Consider the following 18,668-nt stretch of genomic DNA (forward strand, 5'->3'; position numbering starts at 1 on the left):
GGTTCAGCGCGCCGTCGGAGCGAATCCGCGGGCGTCGCGGCGGGCCTGGCCGCGGGAAATCCGCAGCGGATCCCAGTCGTGGCCGCGTTCGGGCAGCAGGGCGCGGTCGGCGAAGACCGCGCCGTCGTACGCTTCGGCCAGGACCGGCCGGTCGAGAATCGCTTCGGCGCACTGCGCACCGCCGACCGCGGCGCCGACGACTCCCCCGCCGTGGACGTCCTGTCCGGCGACGAACAGTCCTTCGACCGCGGTCCGCACGTCCGGTCGCCGGCCGTGCGGGCCCCAGGACTGGAGTCCGTACGCGGCGCCGCCGGTGGCCAGCGTGTAGCGCTCCTGCGTGAGCGGGGTGGCCGATTCGAGGTAGACGATGCGGTCCCGGAACGGGCCGAGCACCTCTTCGGCGCGGTCGAGCAAGCAGGCGGCGAGTTTCTCTTTGGCCGCACGGTATTCGGCCACGCGCCGGTAGCGGAGCCCGGATGCAGGTCCGTCGGGCACGCCCCACGGTGCGTAGCCGGGCGGGCATGCGGTCATGATCTGGAGGTTCGTGTGTCCGGGCGGACAGACCGCCGTGTTGCCGGGGTCTTTGTGCGACGCGGACGAGATGAACACGAATGGCAGCTCGTCGAACTGACCCGCTTCCGTTCGGGCGTAAGCACTTTCGACGTCGCCGCTCGGCCAGTACCAGATGTTGGCCTCGGACGCTTCGGGCAGTTCCGCTGCCACGACCGCATAACTGGTGACCAGCGGCAGCCGCATGACCGCGTCTTCGGTGCGCCGGACAACGCCTTCGGGGAAGTTTTCCCGGCCGCCACACAGCTCCAGCACGGTGCGTCGGTAGTCCGCATTGGACACCACGAGCGGCGCGCGCAGCACCTCGCCGTCGGTCAGCTCGACACCGGCCGCGCGACCGTGCTCGATCAGGATCCGTGCGGCGCGCGATTTGGTGCGCAGCTGGCCGCCGTGCGTTTCGAGCTGTTCAACCAGCGCGGCGGCCAGCATCTGACCGCCGCCCTCGGGGTAGTACGCGCCGCCGGTCAGGTAGTCGTCGAGCATGCGAATGTGCGCCGCGACAACGGTGTTCGCGGGCGACGAAGCATAGTTGCCCGACTGCGCGGCCAACACCGTGCGAGCGGCCGCGGACAGTCCACAATGGTCAAAAAGACGGCTCAGGCCGCGGCGGCTCCAGCGCACCACCGCGGGCGAACCGCCCAAGACCGGCCGGGCGCTCGCCGAATACCGGGCCGACGCGGCGATCTCGCCGCAGATCGACAGGTACTCCTGAAGTCCCGCGGCTTCGGCCGGAAAGGTTTCGAGCAGCCGATCCCCGTATCGGGACCAGCCTTCGGGCACGTCGAAGCGCACGCCCGGCAGCACGATCCGGTCGAAACCGTCCGGGTCGAGGCGGCGGAACCGCACCCGGTCGCCGACGCCCAGCCCGGCCAGCAGCGACGGAAGCAGCCCGCCGGGCCCGCAGTCGCCGAGGTAGTGCACGCCGATGTCGAACTCGTACGCGCGCCGCCGCCGGAACATGTGGCAGTTGCCGCCCGCCACGTCGTGCTGTTCGAGCACCAGGACCCGGCGGCCGAAGGCGGCGAGGTAGCCGGCGCAGACGAGGCCGCCGATCCCGGACCCGATCACGATCGCGTCCCAGGAGGAGCTTCCCGCCTCGTTCGGACTCATGCCGGTGACGCTACGGCGGGGCGGTGACCCCGGGCTGACCGCGCGCTGACAGCTGGGGGCAGTCAGCGGCGGGCGGCCGCCCAGGGGTCACCTATTCAGGAGAGAGCATGGCGATCGAGGTCTTCCCCCGGACCGCGAGCCACGTCGGGAAGAGCGTGGCGACCATGCTTACCACGACCGCGAGCAAGACCACCACCGCATAAATCCACAATGGACCATACGGCAGCCAGCTGTCGGACACGGCCTGGCTGAACGGGACCAGCATCGCGAGCGACACGGCGGTGCCCAGCACGACGCCGATGATCGCGACGACCATCCCCTCCACGGCCATCACGCCGAGCACCTGGCTCCGGCTCGACCCGGCCAGCCGTTGCAGGCCGAACTCGCGCCGCCGGTGCGCGGTCGAGAGCACGAGCGTGTTCACCACCGAGATCGCCGCGTAGAGCAGGATCATGCCGACCACGAGGTAATTGACCCAGGCGTTCGCTTCCTGTTCCTGCACGAACTTGGCGGTGAGCGTGTCCCGGTTCGCGACCTGCACCCCTGGCGAAGCCTGCGCCATCCCGTCGAGCGTGCTCATCAGCTCCGAGACGCTCGTGCCCGCCGCCGCGGTGACGAGCACCTGCGAAGCGATCCCGTCGGTTGTGTGCGGAGCAAGCGTGCCCGCAGGCATCAACGCCGTCGCGAAGGACGGAGCGGACCGCAGGGTCGCCACTACCCGCAACCGCACCTGCGCACCGTCGCCGAGCCGCAGTCCGATCTCGTCGCCGACCTTCGCGTGCAGCCGAGTCGCGTTGTCGACCGGAAGCGCGATGGTGTTGCCCTGCAAAGCGTCCAGCGAGCCGGTCGCGACCTCGGACGCCCTGGTCTTCGCGACCGCGTCACCGGTGACCCCGGTCAGCGCGAGCCCGTCCTCGTCCTGGCTCGAGTCCGACGGCTTCTCGTTGTAGCCCTTGCTGGTCACGTACGCCGACGCGGTCCCGACCCCGGGCAGCGACCGGACCTTGCCGAGCAACCCGGTGCTGACGTCGCCGGTCGACGACGTGACCACCGCGTCCGCCGAGAGGTTCGACGCGTACTTCTGCTTCGCCGATTCCACCTGCGTGGTCTGGAAATAGAGCATGAACACGGCCAGCGTCGTGGCGAGCATGACCGGCACGACCGCACCGGACATCGGCAGCCAGCGCACCCGGGCGTTGGCCATCGCGAGATAGCCGGACAGCCCGCTCACCGCCCGTACCGGAATCCGCAGCACCGCGACCATCGCCCGGGTGATCCCCGGCGCGAAGAGCGCGACCGCCGCCGCGACGAGCGTGACCGCCGGTCCGGCCGTGCTGGCCGCGAGCGGCCCGTCCATCACGGTGATCGTCAGGTACGCCAGCGCCACGCCGCCGACCAGGCTGCCGATGCCCCACCAGAGCCGGAACGACGTCAGCCAGCGCTTCGGCGAGACCAGTTCCTGCATCGCCTCCACCGGACGCGTCCGCCCGGCGTACCGCGCCGCGACGAAACCCGCGCCCCACGCGGACAGCAGGCCGACGAGAACGCCCGCCGCGGTCGGAATCCAGTCCTGGTGATACGCCAGCACCGGTTCGAAGACGCCGAATCCGGACAGCCGGTCGAACAGCCAATTCCCCAGCAATTCACCCGGGAAGGCCGCCAAAACCGTCGCAAGCACGCCGATCACCATCGATTCCGCGGTGATCATGCGGCTGACCTGCTTCGGCGTGGCACCCACCGCACGCAGCAGTGCGACCTCGCGCCGGCGTTGCTGCACCGACAGGCCCAGCGTGCTGGCCACCACGAACAACGCGACCTGCACGGCCAGCCCGCCGAACACCGCGGCCAGGATCACCAGGATTTCGCCGCCGTCGCTCGCCTGCGCGAACTCGGCCGTCCCGCGTGCCACGCCGGTCAGCGCGACCGCGTGCTGGTCCCGCACCGCGTTCCCGATCTGAGTGCTCAACGCGGCCGGGTCCGTGCCCGCGGCGGGAAGCACGCCGAACGTGTCGACCTGCCCGTTCGCGGGCGTCAGCGCGAGAGCGTCTTCGTGGGAGAAGAACACCGCGTCAGACGCCATTTTCCCGCTCGCGACCGCGATTCCGACCACGTGGAAGGACCGAACGCCGCCGCGCACGGCAATCTGCACCGAACCACCCGAGGCGACTCCGGTGGCGGAGGCCGTCGACTGGTCGAGCACGACTTCGCCGCTGTGCTGCGGAGCCCGCCCGTCGGTGAGCGAATACGGGGCCAGCTCGGCGGTCGCCCAGTCGTGACCCAACGCGGTGCCGCGCACCAGCTTCACGTCGGGATCCGCGGGCAGCGTCGCCGGGATCGACACGTCGGGAATGACCTTCGCGACGCCGGGAACGGCCGCGATCTTGGCCCCGAGCGACGCGTCAAGACGCACCCGTTCGGGCAAGGTCGCGGACTCGTGGTCCTCGTCCTCGGTGCCCGGGTTCGTCGGCGGCAGGTTGTAGTGCTGGTCGCCCGCGACCACCACCGGGGCCTCGGCCAGCCGCTGCGGCGGCACCCGCGGCGAGATCCCGGTCTGCATGAGCCCGCCGCACGCCATCACGATCGCGGTGCCGACGAGCAGCGCGACGAACGTCGCGGTGAATCCGGCCTTGCGGAACCGGAGCGTGCTCAGGGCAAGGCGCAGCATCAGCGCACCGTCCCGACGGTGTTCCGGCCGTCGCGGCCGAGCCGCGTCGTGCGTGAGCTCAACGCGGTCAGCCCGCGCGCGACCTCGTCCACGGTCGGTTCGTGCAACTCGCCGGCGAACTGCCCGTCGGCGAGGAACAGCACCCGGTCGGCGTAGGACGCGGCGACCGGATCGTGCGTCACCATCACGATGGTCTGCCCCTCGGCCCGTACCGCGGTGCGCAGCAGATCCAGGATCTCGCTCGCCGACGTCGTGTCCAGCGCACCGGTCGGCTCGTCGGCGAAGGTCACATGCGGACGGCTGACCAGCGCGCGGGCGATCGCCACGCGCTGCTGTTGGCCGCCGGACAACTCACCGGGGCGGTGCCCGCGCCGTCCGCCGAGCCCGACCTGCTCGATGATCCGGTTCACCAGCGCCGGATCGGCCCGTTTGCCGGCCAGCCGCAGCGGAAGCGTGACGTTGTCGACTACGTCGAGCGACGGCAGCAGGTTGAACTGCTGGAAAATGAACCCGATGTGGTCGCGGCGCATCCGGGTCAGCTGCGCCTCGTCGAGCCGGCCGAGGTCCTGGCCGGCCAGCACGACCGTGCCCGAATCCGGCTGGTCGAGCCCCGCCGCGCAGTGCAGCAGCGTGCTCTTGCCCGAACCGGACGGTCCCATCACCGCGGTGAAACTCCCGCGCGCGAACGAAACCGAGATCCCGTCGAGTGCGACGACGCGGGCCCGGTTCCCTCCGTAGAACTTGGTGACGGAGCGGAGCGTCACCGCATCCGTGCTTGACTGTCCGGACTGGTACATCGGTCACTCTCCCAGGCGCGTCGGGCTATGGAAGAAAGCTACGAGCGCCGGCGCCGGATTCCGATGGTGCTAACTCTTCGATCCGGACGGGTCCTAGCACCCCTGCCGGGAAAGCCCGGAACAGCACATAATCGGGACATGCCCTCCACCGATGCCCGCGAGCCGGCGGCGCCGAAGCCCTGGTTCGCGCGGGGCGGCCGCGCCGTGCTGCACAGCACCGCGCTGGGCCTGCTCGCACCGGTCGAGGTGGTGCTTTTCGCGCTGCTGGCCTGCGCCGCTTCCCTGCTGGGCGTCGGCGTCGGGGTGTTCCTGATCCCGCCGGTGGTCTACGCCGTCCGCGCGGTCGCCAATCTGCAGCGGAAACTGCACGGCGCCTGGACCGGACGGGAGGTGCCGGAACCGTACCTCCCGCTGCCCGAGGGAACCCGGTTCTTTCAGGTGTTCGCGCGGTTGCTCGCCGACCGTGCCACCTGGCGGGACACGGCCTGGCTGCTGGTGGACTGCACGATCGGCTGCCTGCTCACGCTGGCCCCGCTCGCCCTCGTGGCCGACGGCGTGCGCGGCCTGCTGATGCCGTTGCTCTACCCGGTTCTGGACGATTTGTGGCTCGGCGATTGGTATGTGGCGCTGCCGGTGGACAACCCGGCCGTCGCCTGGATCGCGGTCGTGCTGGGCCTGCTGCATTTCCCGCTCGTCCTGTGGGCCGCCCCGCACCTGCTGAAACTGCACGCGGCGCTGGCGGCCAAATTCCTTTCCCCGTCCGAAAGCACGGTCCTCGCCCAGCGCGTCCAGCACCTCACCACCACGCGCGACGACGCGGTCGGCCACCAGGCGCTCGAACTGCGCCGGATCGAACGCAATCTGCACGACGGCGCGCAAGCCCGCCTCGTCGCGATGGGGATGACGCTCGACGCGGCGGCCAAACTCGCCGAACGGCAGCCGGAAGCCGCGAAGAGCCTGCTGGAAGAGGCCAAGGCGAGTTCGGTGAAAGCACTGCAGGAACTGCGTGATCTGGTGCGCGGGATCCAGCCGCCGGTACTGGTCGACCGCGGTCTCGCCGACGCGGTCCGCGAACTCGGGATGGAGTCGGCGCTCGAGATGGAGACCACCGTCGACCTTCCCGGCCGATTCGCGCCCGCCGTCGAGACGGCCGCGTATTTCACCGTTTCCGAGGTGCTCAACAACGCGATGAAGCATTCCGGCGCGGATTCCGGGAAAATCGACGTGCACCATTCCGGCGGACGGCTGTCCATCACGGTCACCGACTACGGCAAGGGCGGCGCGGACCCGGCCAAGGGCACCGGCCTGCGGGAACTCGAACGCAGGCTCGCGCCGCTGGACGGATTCCTCACCGTGCTCAGCCCCCTCGGCGGGCCGACCTCGGTGGTCATCGAAATCCCCTGCCGCCCGGTCGGCTGAACGCGTCCGCCCGGATTCCCCGGGCTTGCCGGTGCGTGAAAGCACCCCTGCGGCCGGCAGGCTGAGTGCTCAGTGGCGCAGGTAGGCGAGCACCGCCTGCACCCGGCGGTTGCTGTCCTCCGACACCGGCAGCTGCAGTTTGGCCAGGATGTTGTTGATGTGCTTGGACACCGCCTTCTCGGTGACGAACAGCTCGGCGGCGATGTTGCTGTTGGACCGTCCCTCGGCGATCAGCCGGAGCACGTCGTTTTCCCGCGGGGTGAGGCTTTCCAGCGCACGGTCGCGCGTGTTGTGCGTGAACAGCCGCGACACCACCTCGGGATCCATCATGGTGTTGCCCGCCGCGACCCCGCGCAGCACATCGACGAAATGGTCGCCGTCGAGCACCCGGTCCTTGAGCTGGTAGCCGACCGCGCCCGCGCCGTCGGCCAGCAATTCGTTGACGTACAAGCGTTCGACGTACTGCGACAGCACCAGCACCGGCAGCCCGGGCACCTGGCGGCGCGCCTCGATCGCCGCGCGCAGGCCCTCGTCGGTGAACGACGGCGGAAGCCGGATGTCGACCACACCGACGTCCGGCTTCTCCGTGACCAGCGCGTTCAGCAGATCCGGCCCGTTGTCGAGCGCCGCGACGATCGTCATCCCGTGCGCTTCGAGCAGCCGGACCAGCCCGTCGCGGAGCAGGAACTGGTCTTCGCCGATGACCACGCGCACAGAGCTTCACCTTTTCTTCGCCGCGGCAGTTCCGCTCCTGATTATAGGGGCGCGGACGGCTCGCTTTCCCGGGCGAAGGCGCAAATTCCCAGAGTTCCGCGAATCGGGTCGTAATCGGCGAGCACCGCGGGCGGTCCGGCCCACAGGGCGGTGGCGGAGCGTCCTTCGGTGACCGGTCCGCCGGTCAAACCTGGTCCGTAACGGTCGGCTGGCGCGAGCCGATCGGCCTCGGCCCGGGCGGCGGCCGGGTCGATTCCGGGCAGCACCGCGACGCGAGTGGAACCGGTCCCGGACTCGAACAGCAGCGCGGTCGCCGCGTCCGCTGGCGGGCGTACTCCGGCGTACGGCATTCCTCGCTGCTCCATGACGAGGATCAGCACGCGGTGCATCGGCTTCCGGCGCACGTAGCCGGCGGCCACCCGCAGGGCGAGGAATCCGGCGAGCGGCCCTTGTCCGGAAACCGAGTACGTCATCGGGCCGCCCGGCAGCACCGCGGTCAGATTGACCGGAGCGGACAGCCGCGGGTCGAAATCGGGGCCGTCGTGGGCGACGACGACCAGGTCGATCGGCTCGCGCACCTGGCCGTGCAGCAATTCCCGGGCCAGGGAAATGAACGTGTTGCCCTGCGCCTGAGCGACCAGGTCCGGCGAGTAGCCGACGTCGTGTCCGGCGGCCAGATCGGTGAAGTACCGCGTCATGATCGGGCCGTCGAGCCGGTCGGCGCCGGACTCGAATCGCCGGTGCAGCACGGTTTTCAGCCCCATCGGCAACACGGCGAACGGCGAGGTGCGCGTGGCCGCCACAGGAGCGCCGGCACTGAACATCAGCCCTCCACCGCGGGAACCGGAAGCCGGTGCAGGTGCTGGCGGCGCAACAGGTCCTCCGGCTGGTCCCGTTCACTGATCACATAGGACTGTCCATCGTGGATCAACACTTCGGCGGGATAGCCGTGGCTGAGGAACAGCACCGGCGACGCGCTCGGACCGTAGGCGCCGGAGCGTTCCACGCCGATCAGGTCGCCCGGCCGGACGGGCGGCAGCGGGACTTTCTTGCCCAGCACGTCGTTCGGGGTGCACAGCGGGCCGGTGATCTGCCAGGTTTCGGTGGCCGGTTCGTCGATCCGGTTGAGCAGCCGCATCGGGAAATCACGCTTGACGTAGGAGCCGATGCCGACCGCGGCCATGTGGTGGTTGGTGCCGCCGTCGGCGACCGCGAAATTCTGTCCCAGCGAGGTTTTGACGTAGCGGACGCGCACGACGTAAGTGCCGCTCATCGCGGTGAGGTAGCGGCCCAGCTCCATCACGAGCCGCGTGTCCGGATGCCGCGTGGCGAACTCGTCGATCACCGGGTTCAGCCGCGAGGTCAGCAGATCGAGGTCGAGGTCGCGTTCCCCGTCGAAGTACGCCACGCCCAGCCCGCCGCCGACGTCGACGAGGTCGAGCCCGAAGCCCAGCCGTGCGGACAGCTGCTCGGCCAGTGCGAAGATGCGCGTGGTGTTCTCCACCACCGATTCCTCGCTGAGGATGCGCGTGCCCATGTAGACCTGGACGCCCATGATCTTCACGTTCGCGTGCCGGGAAACCAGGTCCTCGGCGGCGAACAGCTGTTCCTCGTCAATGCCGAACTGGCGCGGCTTCCCGCCCATCGTCAGCCCGGAGCCCTTGACCGCGAAGCTCGGATTGACCCGCAACGCCACCCGCGCCCGCACTCCGCGCGCCGCAGCGAGCTGGTCGATCAACGCCAGTTCCCCGAAGGATTCGCAGACGATCGCCGCGATGTCCTCGTCCAGGCAGGCTTCGAGTTCCGCCTTGCTCTTGCCCGGGCCCAGGAAGATGATGTCGCGCGGCTCGACTCCGGCACGGCGCGCGGTGCGCAGTTCGGCGAGGCTCGACACTTCTGCGCGGGCCCCATTGTCGTGCAGCACAGCCAGAATCGACACGTTCGGGTTCGACTTCAGCGAGAAGAAGACTTCCATGCTGTCGTGCAGTTCGCGGCGCAGCCGGGACATCCGGCCGGCCAGCTCGCCGCCGTCGTACACGAACAGCGGGGTGCCGTAACGGTCCGCCAGCTCGGTGATCCCGACGCCCTCGATCTCGAGTTCCGTACTCATCAGGTTCTGCTCCTAGTGTTCGAAGACCATCGCGGAAAACGTCGAGCCGAGGCCGACCGAAACCATCAGGTAGCGCTCGCCCGGGTTCAGCAGGCCGAGCCGGGACGCGGTGTGGTAGTTGAGAAACGGGTCCGCGCAGAAGCAATGGCCGGTGCGCGGGACGTTGCCGAGGAAGATCCGTTTCCGCGGCACGTCCATCGCCTCCGCCGCGCGGATCCACGAAACCTTGTTGACGTTGTGCGGAAGGACGAGCGCGAGATCGCTCGCCGCGCACCCGGCGGCTTCGAGCGCGGCGCGGGTGACGTCGCCCAGCGCGTCCGGATAAATCTGCCGGAAGACCTTGTTCTGCTCTTCGTTCGTGATGACCTCGCCGCCCGGGCCGCCGAGCGTCGTCGTCGCGTAGCCGAGCAGCCGATCCCGTTGCCCGCCAGGGGCGACCAGCACCGCAGCGGTCCCCTCGCCCATCACCGCGACGTCCGGGATGATCTGCGCGGCCGGGGTGAACGCCTTCTCCCCTGCGAGAATCAACGCCAGCGCGTCCGGGTCGCCGTCCTGTTCGAGCAGCGCGCCGGCGAGGTCGAGGGCCAGCAGCCCGGACGCGCACGCGTGATCAGCAACCGTGAAAGCCAGTGCGTTCCGGAGTCCCAGCCGCTGCTGCACCTCGGCCAGCGGATCGAACGGAAACGGCGAGGCCGCGGGCACCGTTTTCGGCCGCAGCACATAGCGGACGCGTTCCTCGACTCCGGCGAACCCGTCGAGCTTCGCGACCGCGCCGAGCAGCATCTCGGCCTCGGACTCGGGCGACCGGCAAACCTCGGACAACCCGTAGATGCGATGCAGCCTGCGCAACTGGGCGTCGGTGAGGCCGAGCGCGTCCTGCAGCGTCGCGATCGGCACCGCGGCGGGCAGGTAACTGGACACAGACATCAGGCACGTCACCCCGACAGCGTCCCAACCGGCACTGACGTGACGCTGACGCGCGGCTTTCAGCCCGCTTCGCTCAGCACAGCACGACAGCGGTGAGCACATGCACTGCGCCCACCACGGAACTTCCCGCGATCATGCCCCGTTCCCGCCGGGTCACCCCGATTGCGACGTCGCCTGCCTGCGCGACCGCGGCCGCGATCAGGACCACCGCGCAGACTGGTCCAGACCAGATCAGCGGCACGACCGCGGCCGCACAGCCCAGCGGCACGGCTCTGACCGCGTACATCCATCCGTAGAACTTCTCGCCGTCCGTCGGCACCTCGCTGTGGCTCAACGCCGCCGGTCGCACTGCCGCCACCACCGCGAAAACAACGCTGACCGCCGCGAGCACGGCATTGGCCACCGCCAAGACGATCATCATTACCTCACTCATAAACTATTTACAGTTTGAACTGTTCACGGATGATAGAGTACCGGCGTGGCGACCGACAGCTCTTTGCCCGAGACCTCGGCCTTCCGGCTCATGGTGCTCGGCACCGACCTGGCCAACGACTTCGCCGAGCACCTGCGCGAAAGCGGGCTGACGCCCAAGCATCTCGGGACGCTCGCCATGGTCGACCAGGGCTTCGCCCGGACCCAGGACGACATCGCCCGGCTCATGCGGGTGAGCCCCAGCCTGGTCGTCCGGCTGGCCGACCAGCTGGAGCAGCGCGACCTCATCGAGCGGCAGCGGGACCCGGCCAACCGGCGCAAGCACATCCTCACCGTCACCGAGGCGGGGAAATCCCTGCTGGCCGAGACGGGTTCGCGCGCGGCGGCCGTCGACGCCGAACTGGCCGCTCGGCTCGGCGCTCGGCTCGGCGGCCAGCTGGACGAGGCGCTCGCGCGGCTGATGGAAGGGCTCATGACGGACCGGCAGCGCCCCGGGCCGCGGTGATCAGCGGAATTCCGCTCTCCCGGCTACCGTCGCAAGCATGCGCGTACTGGTCGCCGGGGCCTCGGGGTTCGTCGGCAAACGGTTGTGCCCGGCGCTGAAAGACGCCGGGCACGACGTGCTCGCCATGACCCGCCGTCCCGAGCAGTACCGCGGCGCCGGGGAGCCGGTCTACGGCGATGTCGCCGACATCGGTTCCTTGCGGGACGCGCTCAAGAACGTCGAAGCCGCCTACTACCTGGTGCATTCCCTGGACAGCACCGATTTCCAGAAGCGCGACGCCAACGCGGCCCGCGCGTTCGCCCGCGCCGCGGCGGAAGCGGGAGTGCGCCGGATCGTCTACCTCGGCGGTCTGGGCGACGACGCCGACTCGCTGTCCGCGCATCTGGCCAGCCGGCGCGAGGTCGAACGGCTGCTCGCGGAGACCGGGGTGCCGGTGACCGTGCTGCGCGCGGGGATCGTCATCGGGCACGGCGGGACGTCGTGGGAGCTGACCCGCCAGCTCGTCGAACGCCTGCCCGCGATGATCACCCCGCGCTGGGTCAGCACGCGCACGCAGCCGATCGCGCTCGCCGACGTCGTCCGCTACCTGGCCGGCGTGCTGGAGCATCCCGAGACCGAGGGCCGGACGTTCGACATCGGCGGCCCCGAAGTGCTGACCTACCGGGACATGCTCCAGCGTGTCGCGGTGATCGAGGGCAGGATGCTGGCGATCGTGCCGGTCCCGCTGCTCACGCCCCGGCTGTCGTCCTACTGGCTTTCGCTGGTCACCGACATCGACGCCACGACCGGCCGCGCGCTGATCGACTCGATGGGCAACGAGGTCGTCGTCCGCGACGACGCGATCCGCCGCATCGTCGAATTCGAGCCGACGAGCTACAACGACGCCGTGCTGCAAGCACTGGGCGAACGAGCGCGGCAACGGCGGACCAGGTGAAGGCGTTCCTGACGGCGGTGACCGCGGCGGGTTCCGGGCTGCTCGGCGCGTCCTTGGCGAGCAAGCCGGGGTCGCGCCGGTTTCACGCGCTGACCGCGTCGGTCGCGGCGACCTGGTTCGCCGGAGCGCGCGCGGCCGGGCCGGTGCCACGGGGTCGCACCGGCGTCGTGCAGCCGGTATTGGCGGGCGCGGGCGCGTTCGGGGTGTTTTACGGCTGCGCGCTGGTCGCTCGCCGGATTCCGTTGCTGCGCCGGGCAATCACCGGCGTGCTCGGCCACGCCCATCACGGTTCGACGCCGACGGTCGTGACAACCGCGCTCGTAACCGGCGCCGCCGAAGAGGTTTTCTTCCGCGGCGCGCTTTACGACGCGTTCGGGGCGCGAGAATCGACCGCGCTGTACGTGCTCTCGACGACGGCAACGCGGAATCCGGCATTGGTGCTGGCGTCAGCGACCATGGGAACGCTCTTCACGCTGCAGCGCCGTCGGGGCGGCGGCGTGCAAGCACCATTGCTGACGCACGTGACCTGGTCCGCGTTGATGATCGGCTTCCTGCCCCGGCTTTTCCCGCCTCAGGATTCCAGCACGGGCGCAGCAGGTCCGTAGGCGTTGGCCCGGGCGGCGCGGGCGCGGGCGCCCGGGATGCCGGTGAGCAGGCGCAGCAACCGATACGGAGGAGCGGCCGGACGACCGCGCTCCCTCGCGCGAGCGGCCCGTTGTTCCAGCCGGACCTGCTGTGCCTGCACCTGCCGGATCGCGGGTTCGCGTTCGGCTTGAATCCGCGCGAGGGCGGCGTCGGACAAATCCCGCACGAGGTGATTGGCCGCGGTGACGGCGTCCTGGACCGCCATGAGGATTCCGTTGCCGCCGACCGGCGAGATCACGTGCGCGGCGTCGCCGATGAGCAGCAGACCCGGCCGCCACCAGCGCTCCACCCGGGAGATGTCGACCGACAGCAGGGTCGTCTGGCCGAAATCGGTCAGCAACTCGGCCCGGTCGGCCAGCCACGGCACCTGCTCGGCGAGGAATGTCCGGATCGGGCCGACGCCCTGTTCGCGGGCTTCGGCGTAGCCGCCCTTGGGCAGGCTGTATCCCACCTGCCAGCCGCTGGTCCCGGCGAGCAGGCCGACGTAGTGGTGCCGTCCGAAGAAGAGGTCGACGTCGGCGTCCGGCGGGTCATCGGGACGGTGCGGCAGCCGGAACCACAGCAGGTCGGTGGTCGCGCCGAGGGAGCGGGCGGGAGCGTCCGCCAGGCGGCGGATCCGGGAAAAACGGCCGTCCGCGCCGACCACGAGCGCGGCGGGCTGGTCGTGGGTTCCGGTGTCGTCGCGGTAGCGGACACCGGTGATCCGGCCGTCGTCGTCGCGGTTCAGGTCGACGACTTTGGCTCCGGTGCGCACGCTCGCGCTCGGCAGGGCGGCGGTTTCGGCGGCGAGGAAGCCAAGGAAGTGCGCCTGCGGCATCAGGGCGACGTAGTTGTACGGCGAGGAGAGCTTGCCGTAGTCGGCGGTGGTGATCGACCCGGCCGGAGTGTGGAAGCGGAAGAACCGCGCTTTGTGGTGCGGAAGGGCGAGCAGCCGGTCGGCCAGGCCGAGGCGGTCGAGCAGTTCGAGGGTGTAGGGGTGCAGCGAATCGCCGCGGAAGTCGCGGTCGAAGTCCTGGTGCGCCTCCAGCAGCGTGACCGGGATTCCGGCGCGGCCGAGCAGGTAGGCGAGCATCATCCCGCCGGGCCCGCCGCCCACGACGACCACGTCCGTCATTTCGCCCCCGGTTCGAGCCGGAACACCGCGAGCGAATCCAGCCGCGCCGCGATTTCGGCCGCGGACGCGGCGGGACCGACGGGGAACGCGGCGAGCGCCCATGGCGCCCGCACCGCGTTCAGGTAAGCCGAGATCACCGACACCGCGTCGGCGCCGTCGACCGGCTGTGCGCAAACGTTTTCGTCGACCCCGCCCGCCCGAACGCGGCACTGCGGAGTCGCGACGAGGTTGCGCACCCAGTCGCGGTTCGCATCCGGCGAAACCAGGTAGCGGGTGCCGCCGAGCAGGAGCACCCCGAGCGGCGTCTGCCGGGCCTCGCCGCTGCGGCGTCCGGTCGTTTCGAGCACGCGAAGCCCGTAACCGCCCTCCGGGACCGGATCCGGCTCGGCGGCGAGCAGCTTCCGCGCCATCCCGGCGTTGACCTGGGCCAATTCGCTAGATTTTCTAGCCATATGCCCTAGTGTAGCCCACGACTAGAATTTCTAGCTAATATTCGGCCGTGGCGGACAAGGAGGCGGCGCGGGAGATCTCCCTGGCGGTGCGGCGGCTGTTGCAGGCTGGCCGGGGCATGCAGGCGGCGCTGGCGCGCAAGCTGTCGCTTCGGGTCACCGACGTGCAGGCCCTCGACCAGGTCGTCTCCAGTCCGGAGCCGCTCGGGCCCGGCGAACTGGGCAACCGGCTCGGCATCACCTCGGCGTCCGCGACCGTGCTGGTCGACCGGCTCGCCGCCGCCGGGCACCTGGCCCGCCACGCCGATCCGGCCGACCGGCGCCGGGTTCACCTCGAAGCCACCGGCCACGCCCGCGAGGACGTCCGGAACGCGCTGGGTCCGCTGCTCGGCGAAATCGAAACCATCACCGACCGGCTCGAGCCCGAACACGTCCCGGTCGTCCTGTCCTTCCTCGACGACGTCGCGGCGGCGATGCGCAACTACGACGGACGCTGAACCGCCTGCTCGCCCCGCCGCCGGGTCAGCAGCGTCCACCCGATCAACCCCGCGAACGCGACGACCATCAACGCCTGCGAACAAGCCGCCGCCGTGTCGAACGGCAGCGTGTAGACGCCCACGATGCGAAGCACGGAATCGGCGGTCAACCCGACGCCCCACACCAACGAGACCTGATACCACCGCCGCCGCAATGTCGCGTCGCCCGCGGCGGCCTCGAATTCGCGCTGCTGCTCGCCGCCGGCCTGCTGCGCGAAGCGTCGTGCCGCGTAGTACGCGAGCGGCCGGTTGAGCACGCAGCTGCCGATCAGAGCCACGCCCGCGCAGAAGGTGGTCACCGATTCCTTCGCCAACAGCATTCGCGGGTCGCCGGTGAGGAAGCTCAGCCCGAGGCCGAGGCCGAAAAGCAGCATGAGGAATGACGAAAAGAGGTCGAGCCGCCGCTGCGCCACCGCGACCCAGACCGTCCGCACTCCGGCGACGATCGTGCCGATCAGCAGCGACACGTACGCGCTCGCACCGAGCAGGTTGGCGGCGAAGTAGGCGACGACGGACAGGCCGACGTCCAGGAACAGCGTGGTGATCATCGTGCGGGCGTGCGTGGTCATGCCGTACTCCCCGATTTGGCTTGGTTGCTGGGATTCGCACGGAAAACGCTACGGTCGCCGCCCGCCGCCGTCTTGCGGCCGAGGGCGTATCCCGGGTGGAGAAATCCAGGGCCGGGTGGAGGGATTTCTCCACCCGCGGATACGCCGCGCACCTCACGACTCCGCCGCCGTTCCGCCGTAGTTTTCTCGGCATCGGAACGAACTCGAAAGGCAGGAACAACCCATGAGCGGTCCCGTGGAAATCGTCCTGATCGTGGCGGCGGTCGGCTACCTGATGGTGCGGCGGCTGATCGGCGAACCCGCGCAGGCCAAGCAGATGCTCATCCTGCCCGCGATCCTGTCCGTCGTCGGCCTCAGCACGGTGTCCGGCGAGGTGAAGACCGCTGCCTCGCTGGTCTTCCTCGTCGGGACCGCGGCGATCAGCGTCGTACTCGGCGTCCTGCGCGGGGTCAGCGTCCGGATTTCCCGGCGCGACGGCACCGCCTTCGTCCGCTACACGCCGGTCACCGTCGGGCTGTGGGTGGCGAACATCGTGGTCAAGATCGGCGTGAACCTCGCGCTCGACGCGTTCGACCCGCAGGACGCGGGCGGCGTCTCCAACAGCATGCTGCTCACCATCGGAGCCGGCATCCTCGCCGAGGGGCTGGTCGTGCTCTACCGCGCACTGCGCGCCGGGCACCAGGTCATGTGGACCCAGGGCAGCGACGGCGCGCCGGGCAAGACCTCGCCGATGCTGGACAACATCCAGCGCAACCTCACCGGCCGCCCCGCCGAGTGGAACACTCAGTCCGCGCACGACGCCGGCCAGACGAGGAGGAACCTGGTCCCATGAGCACGCCGGACCAGCGGTCGCTGTCCCGTCTCGGGCAGCACCGGGACGACCTGATCCAGCCCCTCCTCGTCCTCACCGCGATCGCCTGCACCGCGGTTCAATGGCCGGACGCGACCATCGCGTACCGGCCATTGGCCTTGGCGCTGTTCGTCCTCGTGTCGGTCGCCGGGATCGTCTCGCTGCTGCCCTGGGCCCGGATCGCCGAGAACCGGCAGATCACCGTGATGGGCGCGTACATGCTGTTCGGCGCGCTGCTCCTGCCGCTGGCGCACGGAACGTTCGCCGCGATGTTCCCGTTCGTCGCCGCGTCCGCCTCGGGAATCAAGCTCGCGTCCCGCCGGGCCGCGGTGACCATCGCGGTCGCCGGAGCGGTCATCGCGGTCGCCGCGACCTGGACGGTCGGAGAGCTGTCGCCGGGCTTCCCGGTGTGGCCGGTGTGGGTACCGCTGACCGTGGGCCTGCCGGTCGCGGTCGGCATCTCGCACCACGACCGTCTCGACGCCATCCGCAACGCCCAGCTCGCCGCCGAATCAGCGCAGCGCGCCCGCGAGTCCGAAGCCCGCGAGGCAGCACTCGTCGAACGCGGCCGCATCGCGCGCGAGATTCACGACGTCCTCGGTCATTCGCTCTCCGGGATCGCCCTGCAATTGGACATGGCCGACGCACTGCGCGACAGCGGCCGCGACGACGAGGCAGCCGCCGCGGTGCGCAAGGCCCGCGCCATCGCCGTCGACTCGATCAGCGAGACCCGCCGCGCGGTGCACGCGCTGCGCGAAGACACCTTGCCGCTGTCTGAGACGTTGTGCCAACTCGCCGACCACGCGTCGGCCGAGTTCGTGGTCGAGGGCGAAGCCGGCGCGGTCGGCCCGGAGACCACGCACACGATGGTCCGGGCGGCGCAGGAGGCGATGACCAACGCGGCCAAGTACGCGCCGGGCGCGGCTCGCAGCCTCCGGCTGGCCTTCGCGGCCGATCATGTCAGGCTGACCGTGCACAACGGGCCCGCGACCGAACCGCTGCGCGCCGAACTGGCCGGCGGGTCCGGGGTCGGGCTCGTCGGGATGCGCGAACGGGCCGCCCTGCTCGGCGGCACCCTGCGAGCAGGCCCGGCCGGCGACGGCTGGACCGTGGAACTGGAGCTGCCTCGATGACCGACCGCCCGATCACCCTCGTCGTCGCCGACGACCAGGCGACTGTCCGCGAAGCGCTCGCGGTCATGCTCGACCTCGCCGAGGACGTCAACGTCGTCGCGACCGCGACCAACGGCGCGGAAGCGGTGAAGTCGGCGCAGGAACACCGTCCGGACGTCGTGCTGATGGACCTCAACATGCCGGTCCTGGACGGGGTAGGCGCGACCGCCAAGATCCGCGAAACCCAGCCGGACACCACCGTTCTCGTGCTCACCACGTTCGACGACGACGAATCGATCCTGGCCGCGCTGCAGGCGGGCGCGAGCGGGTACCTGACCAAAGAAGCGGACCGCACCACGATCCTGCACGCCGTGCGCACCGCGGCGCAGGGCCAGACCGTGCTCGCGCCCGAGGTGCAGCGGCGGCTGCTCGCGCTGGCCGCCAAACCGGCCCGGCCCGCGGAACCGGATCTGGCGCTGACCGCACGTGAACGGGAGATCCTCGGCCTGATCGGCGACGGCCTGCGCAATCCGGAAATCGCGGCCGCGTTGGTCATCAGCGAGGCCACGGTGAAAACCCACATCAACAACCTTTTCGCCAAAGCCGGTTTCCACTCTCGTGCCGACGCGGTCCGCTACGCACTCAACTATCAGAACGGCCAGCGTCAGCGATAACTCAGGCACGGCAAGGATTCTTCGCGCTTTCCGCGATGACGCATCGGTGCCGCATCCGCGACGCCGCGACCGGACAGCATGGTGCGCGAGGCGCACCGTCCGAGGTGCCGCCCAGGCGCGAAGGAATATTCACCATGCTCCGATTCACTGGTCCGGATTCCCTTTCCCGAAGAGCGGCCAAGCCGTTCATCGCCATCGCACTGACAATCGCCGCCTTGTTCGCGGGCGCGAGCGTCGCCACCGCGGCCCCGGCGGACAGCACGCAGACCGGAACCCTCAGCTCAGCGGCCGCGCTCGCCGCTCCGAACACCACACCGCCGGTGTTCAACTGCAACTATTTCTCGCGTGCTCCGTTCCACGACGTCGCGGTCAGCTGTTCGGTCCGGGTCGGGGTGATGCGGGTTTACCTCATCTGCTCGAACAATGCCCGGATCAACGGCCCGGTCATGTTCGCGGGCAACACTTACCGTTTCGTTCTTTCGTGCCCGGGCGTCCCGTTGCGGACCATTAACTGGGAAGCCTTGGCTTAGCGCGGA

The 18,668-nt window shown here is 69.9% G+C and carries 20 protein-coding genes; 9 read left to right on the plus strand and 11 right to left on the minus strand.

Going from position 1 to position 18,668, the window contains the following annotated elements; all coding sequences use genetic code 11:
* Positions 1–3: 3 nt before the first annotated feature.
* The 3 genes from H4281_RS19710 to H4281_RS19720 form a co-directional block, all read right to left on the minus strand.
* Positions 4–1,680, minus strand: a complete 1,677-nt coding sequence (locus H4281_RS19710) for a phytoene desaturase family protein (protein ID WP_182892394.1) — start codon at positions 1,678–1,680, stop codon at positions 4–6.
* Between the two features lie 91 nt (positions 1,681–1,771).
* Positions 1,772–4,345 (minus strand): ABC transporter permease, encoded by a 2,574-nt coding sequence (locus H4281_RS19715; RefSeq protein WP_182892395.1) that lies wholly within the window; start codon positions 4,343–4,345, stop codon positions 1,772–1,774.
* Entirely contained in the window at positions 4,345–5,142 is a 798-nt protein-coding gene (locus tag H4281_RS19720) for an ABC transporter ATP-binding protein (RefSeq protein WP_182892396.1), read from the minus strand. Before H4281_RS19720 ends, H4281_RS19715 begins: the two co-directional genes overlap by 1 nt.
* A gap of 138 nt (positions 5,143–5,280) precedes the next feature.
* Between H4281_RS19720 and H4281_RS19725 the strand changes: the two genes are divergently transcribed.
* Positions 5,281–6,561, plus strand: coding sequence for a sensor histidine kinase (locus H4281_RS19725; protein WP_182892397.1), 1,281 nt, complete (start codon positions 5,281–5,283; stop codon positions 6,559–6,561).
* A gap of 69 nt (positions 6,562–6,630) precedes the next feature.
* On the opposite strand, the gene H4281_RS19730 is transcribed toward H4281_RS19725, so the two are convergent.
* The 5 genes from H4281_RS19730 to H4281_RS19750 form a co-directional block, all read right to left on the minus strand.
* A complete protein-coding gene (locus H4281_RS19730) occupies positions 6,631–7,275 on the minus strand; it encodes a LuxR C-terminal-related transcriptional regulator (RefSeq protein WP_182892398.1) in 645 nt (214 codons plus the stop codon).
* A 41-nt stretch (positions 7,276–7,316) separates the two neighbouring features.
* Entirely contained in the window at positions 7,317–8,099 is a 783-nt protein-coding gene (locus H4281_RS19735) for a beta-ketoacyl-[acyl-carrier-protein] synthase family protein (RefSeq protein WP_182892399.1), read from the minus strand.
* Entirely contained in the window at positions 8,099–9,385 is a 1,287-nt protein-coding gene (locus tag H4281_RS19740) for a type III PLP-dependent enzyme (protein ID WP_182892400.1), read from the minus strand. Before H4281_RS19740 ends, H4281_RS19735 begins: the two co-directional genes overlap by 1 nt.
* Before the next feature lie 12 nt (positions 9,386–9,397).
* Positions 9,398–10,312, minus strand: a complete 915-nt coding sequence (locus H4281_RS19745; protein WP_237598249.1) for a 3-oxoacyl-[acyl-carrier-protein] synthase III C-terminal domain-containing protein — start codon at positions 10,310–10,312, stop codon at positions 9,398–9,400.
* 73 nt (positions 10,313–10,385) lie between these two features.
* On the minus strand, positions 10,386–10,733 hold the full coding sequence (locus H4281_RS19750; RefSeq protein ID WP_182892402.1) for a hypothetical protein: 348 nt from the start codon (positions 10,731–10,733) through the stop codon (positions 10,386–10,388).
* 57 nt (positions 10,734–10,790) lie between these two features.
* Between H4281_RS19750 and H4281_RS19755 the strand changes: the two genes are divergently transcribed.
* The 3 genes from H4281_RS19755 to H4281_RS19765 are packed head-to-tail and all read left to right on the plus strand — an operon-like array spanning position 10,791 to position 12,788.
* Positions 10,791–11,249, plus strand: a complete 459-nt coding sequence (locus H4281_RS19755) for a MarR family winged helix-turn-helix transcriptional regulator (protein ID WP_182892403.1) — start codon at positions 10,791–10,793, stop codon at positions 11,247–11,249.
* A gap of 37 nt (positions 11,250–11,286) precedes the next feature.
* Entirely contained in the window at positions 11,287–12,183 is an 897-nt protein-coding gene (locus H4281_RS19760) for an NAD(P)H-binding protein (protein ID WP_182892404.1), read from the plus strand.
* The gene (locus tag H4281_RS19765; RefSeq protein ID WP_182892405.1) at positions 12,180–12,788 is read left to right on the plus strand and encodes a CPBP family intramembrane glutamic endopeptidase; all 609 of its coding nucleotides are present in this window, start codon (positions 12,180–12,182) and stop codon (positions 12,786–12,788) included. Before H4281_RS19760 ends, H4281_RS19765 begins: the two co-directional genes overlap by 4 nt.
* Here the strand turns inward: H4281_RS19765 and H4281_RS19770 are convergent.
* Together H4281_RS19770 and H4281_RS19775 are read right to left on the minus strand one after the other, a co-directional pair.
* Positions 12,755–13,942 carry an FAD-dependent oxidoreductase gene (locus tag H4281_RS19770; RefSeq protein WP_182892406.1) on the minus strand — a complete coding sequence of 396 codons (1,188 nt, stop codon included), beginning with the start codon at positions 13,940–13,942 and terminating at the stop codon, positions 12,755–12,757. The genes H4281_RS19765 and H4281_RS19770 overlap by 34 nt on opposite strands.
* Positions 13,939–14,394, minus strand: a complete 456-nt coding sequence (locus tag H4281_RS19775; RefSeq protein ID WP_182892407.1) for a nitroreductase family deazaflavin-dependent oxidoreductase — start codon at positions 14,392–14,394, stop codon at positions 13,939–13,941. Before H4281_RS19775 ends, H4281_RS19770 begins: the two co-directional genes overlap by 4 nt.
* 47 nt (positions 14,395–14,441) lie before the next feature.
* Between H4281_RS19775 and H4281_RS19780 the strand changes: the two genes are divergently transcribed.
* The gene (locus H4281_RS19780; protein ID WP_182892408.1) at positions 14,442–14,888 is read left to right on the plus strand and encodes a MarR family winged helix-turn-helix transcriptional regulator; all 447 of its coding nucleotides are present in this window, start codon (positions 14,442–14,444) and stop codon (positions 14,886–14,888) included.
* Here the strand turns inward: H4281_RS19780 and H4281_RS19785 are convergent.
* Entirely contained in the window at positions 14,873–15,496 is a 624-nt protein-coding gene (locus tag H4281_RS19785; protein ID WP_182892409.1) for a VC0807 family protein, read from the minus strand. The two genes, H4281_RS19780 and H4281_RS19785, sit on opposite strands and share 16 nt — an antisense overlap.
* A gap of 223 nt (positions 15,497–15,719) precedes the next feature.
* On the opposite strand from H4281_RS19785, the gene H4281_RS19790 reads away from it, so the two are divergent.
* The 4 genes from H4281_RS19790 to H4281_RS19805 all read left to right on the plus strand — a co-directional run bounded on the left by H4281_RS19790 (position 15,720) and on the right by H4281_RS19805 (position 18,662).
* On the plus strand, positions 15,720–16,328 hold the full coding sequence (locus H4281_RS19790) for a DUF1453 family protein (protein ID WP_182892410.1): 609 nt from the start codon (positions 15,720–15,722) through the stop codon (positions 16,326–16,328).
* On the plus strand, positions 16,325–17,479 hold the full coding sequence (locus H4281_RS19795) for a sensor histidine kinase (RefSeq protein ID WP_182892411.1): 1,155 nt from the start codon (positions 16,325–16,327) through the stop codon (positions 17,477–17,479). The genes H4281_RS19790 and H4281_RS19795 overlap by 4 nt, the downstream gene beginning before the upstream one ends.
* Positions 17,476–18,132, plus strand: coding sequence for a response regulator (locus tag H4281_RS19800; protein WP_182892412.1), 657 nt, complete (start codon positions 17,476–17,478; stop codon positions 18,130–18,132). The genes H4281_RS19795 and H4281_RS19800 overlap by 4 nt, the downstream gene beginning before the upstream one ends.
* 134 nt (positions 18,133–18,266) lie before the next feature.
* On the plus strand, positions 18,267–18,662 hold the full coding sequence (locus tag H4281_RS19805) for a hypothetical protein (RefSeq protein WP_182892413.1): 396 nt from the start codon (positions 18,267–18,269) through the stop codon (positions 18,660–18,662).
* Positions 18,663–18,668: the final 6 nt, after the last annotated feature.

Source organism: Amycolatopsis dendrobii (genome assembly GCF_014145675.1).
In the GTDB taxonomy this organism is placed as follows: Bacteria; Actinomycetota; Actinomycetes; order Mycobacteriales; family Pseudonocardiaceae; genus Amycolatopsis; species Amycolatopsis dendrobii.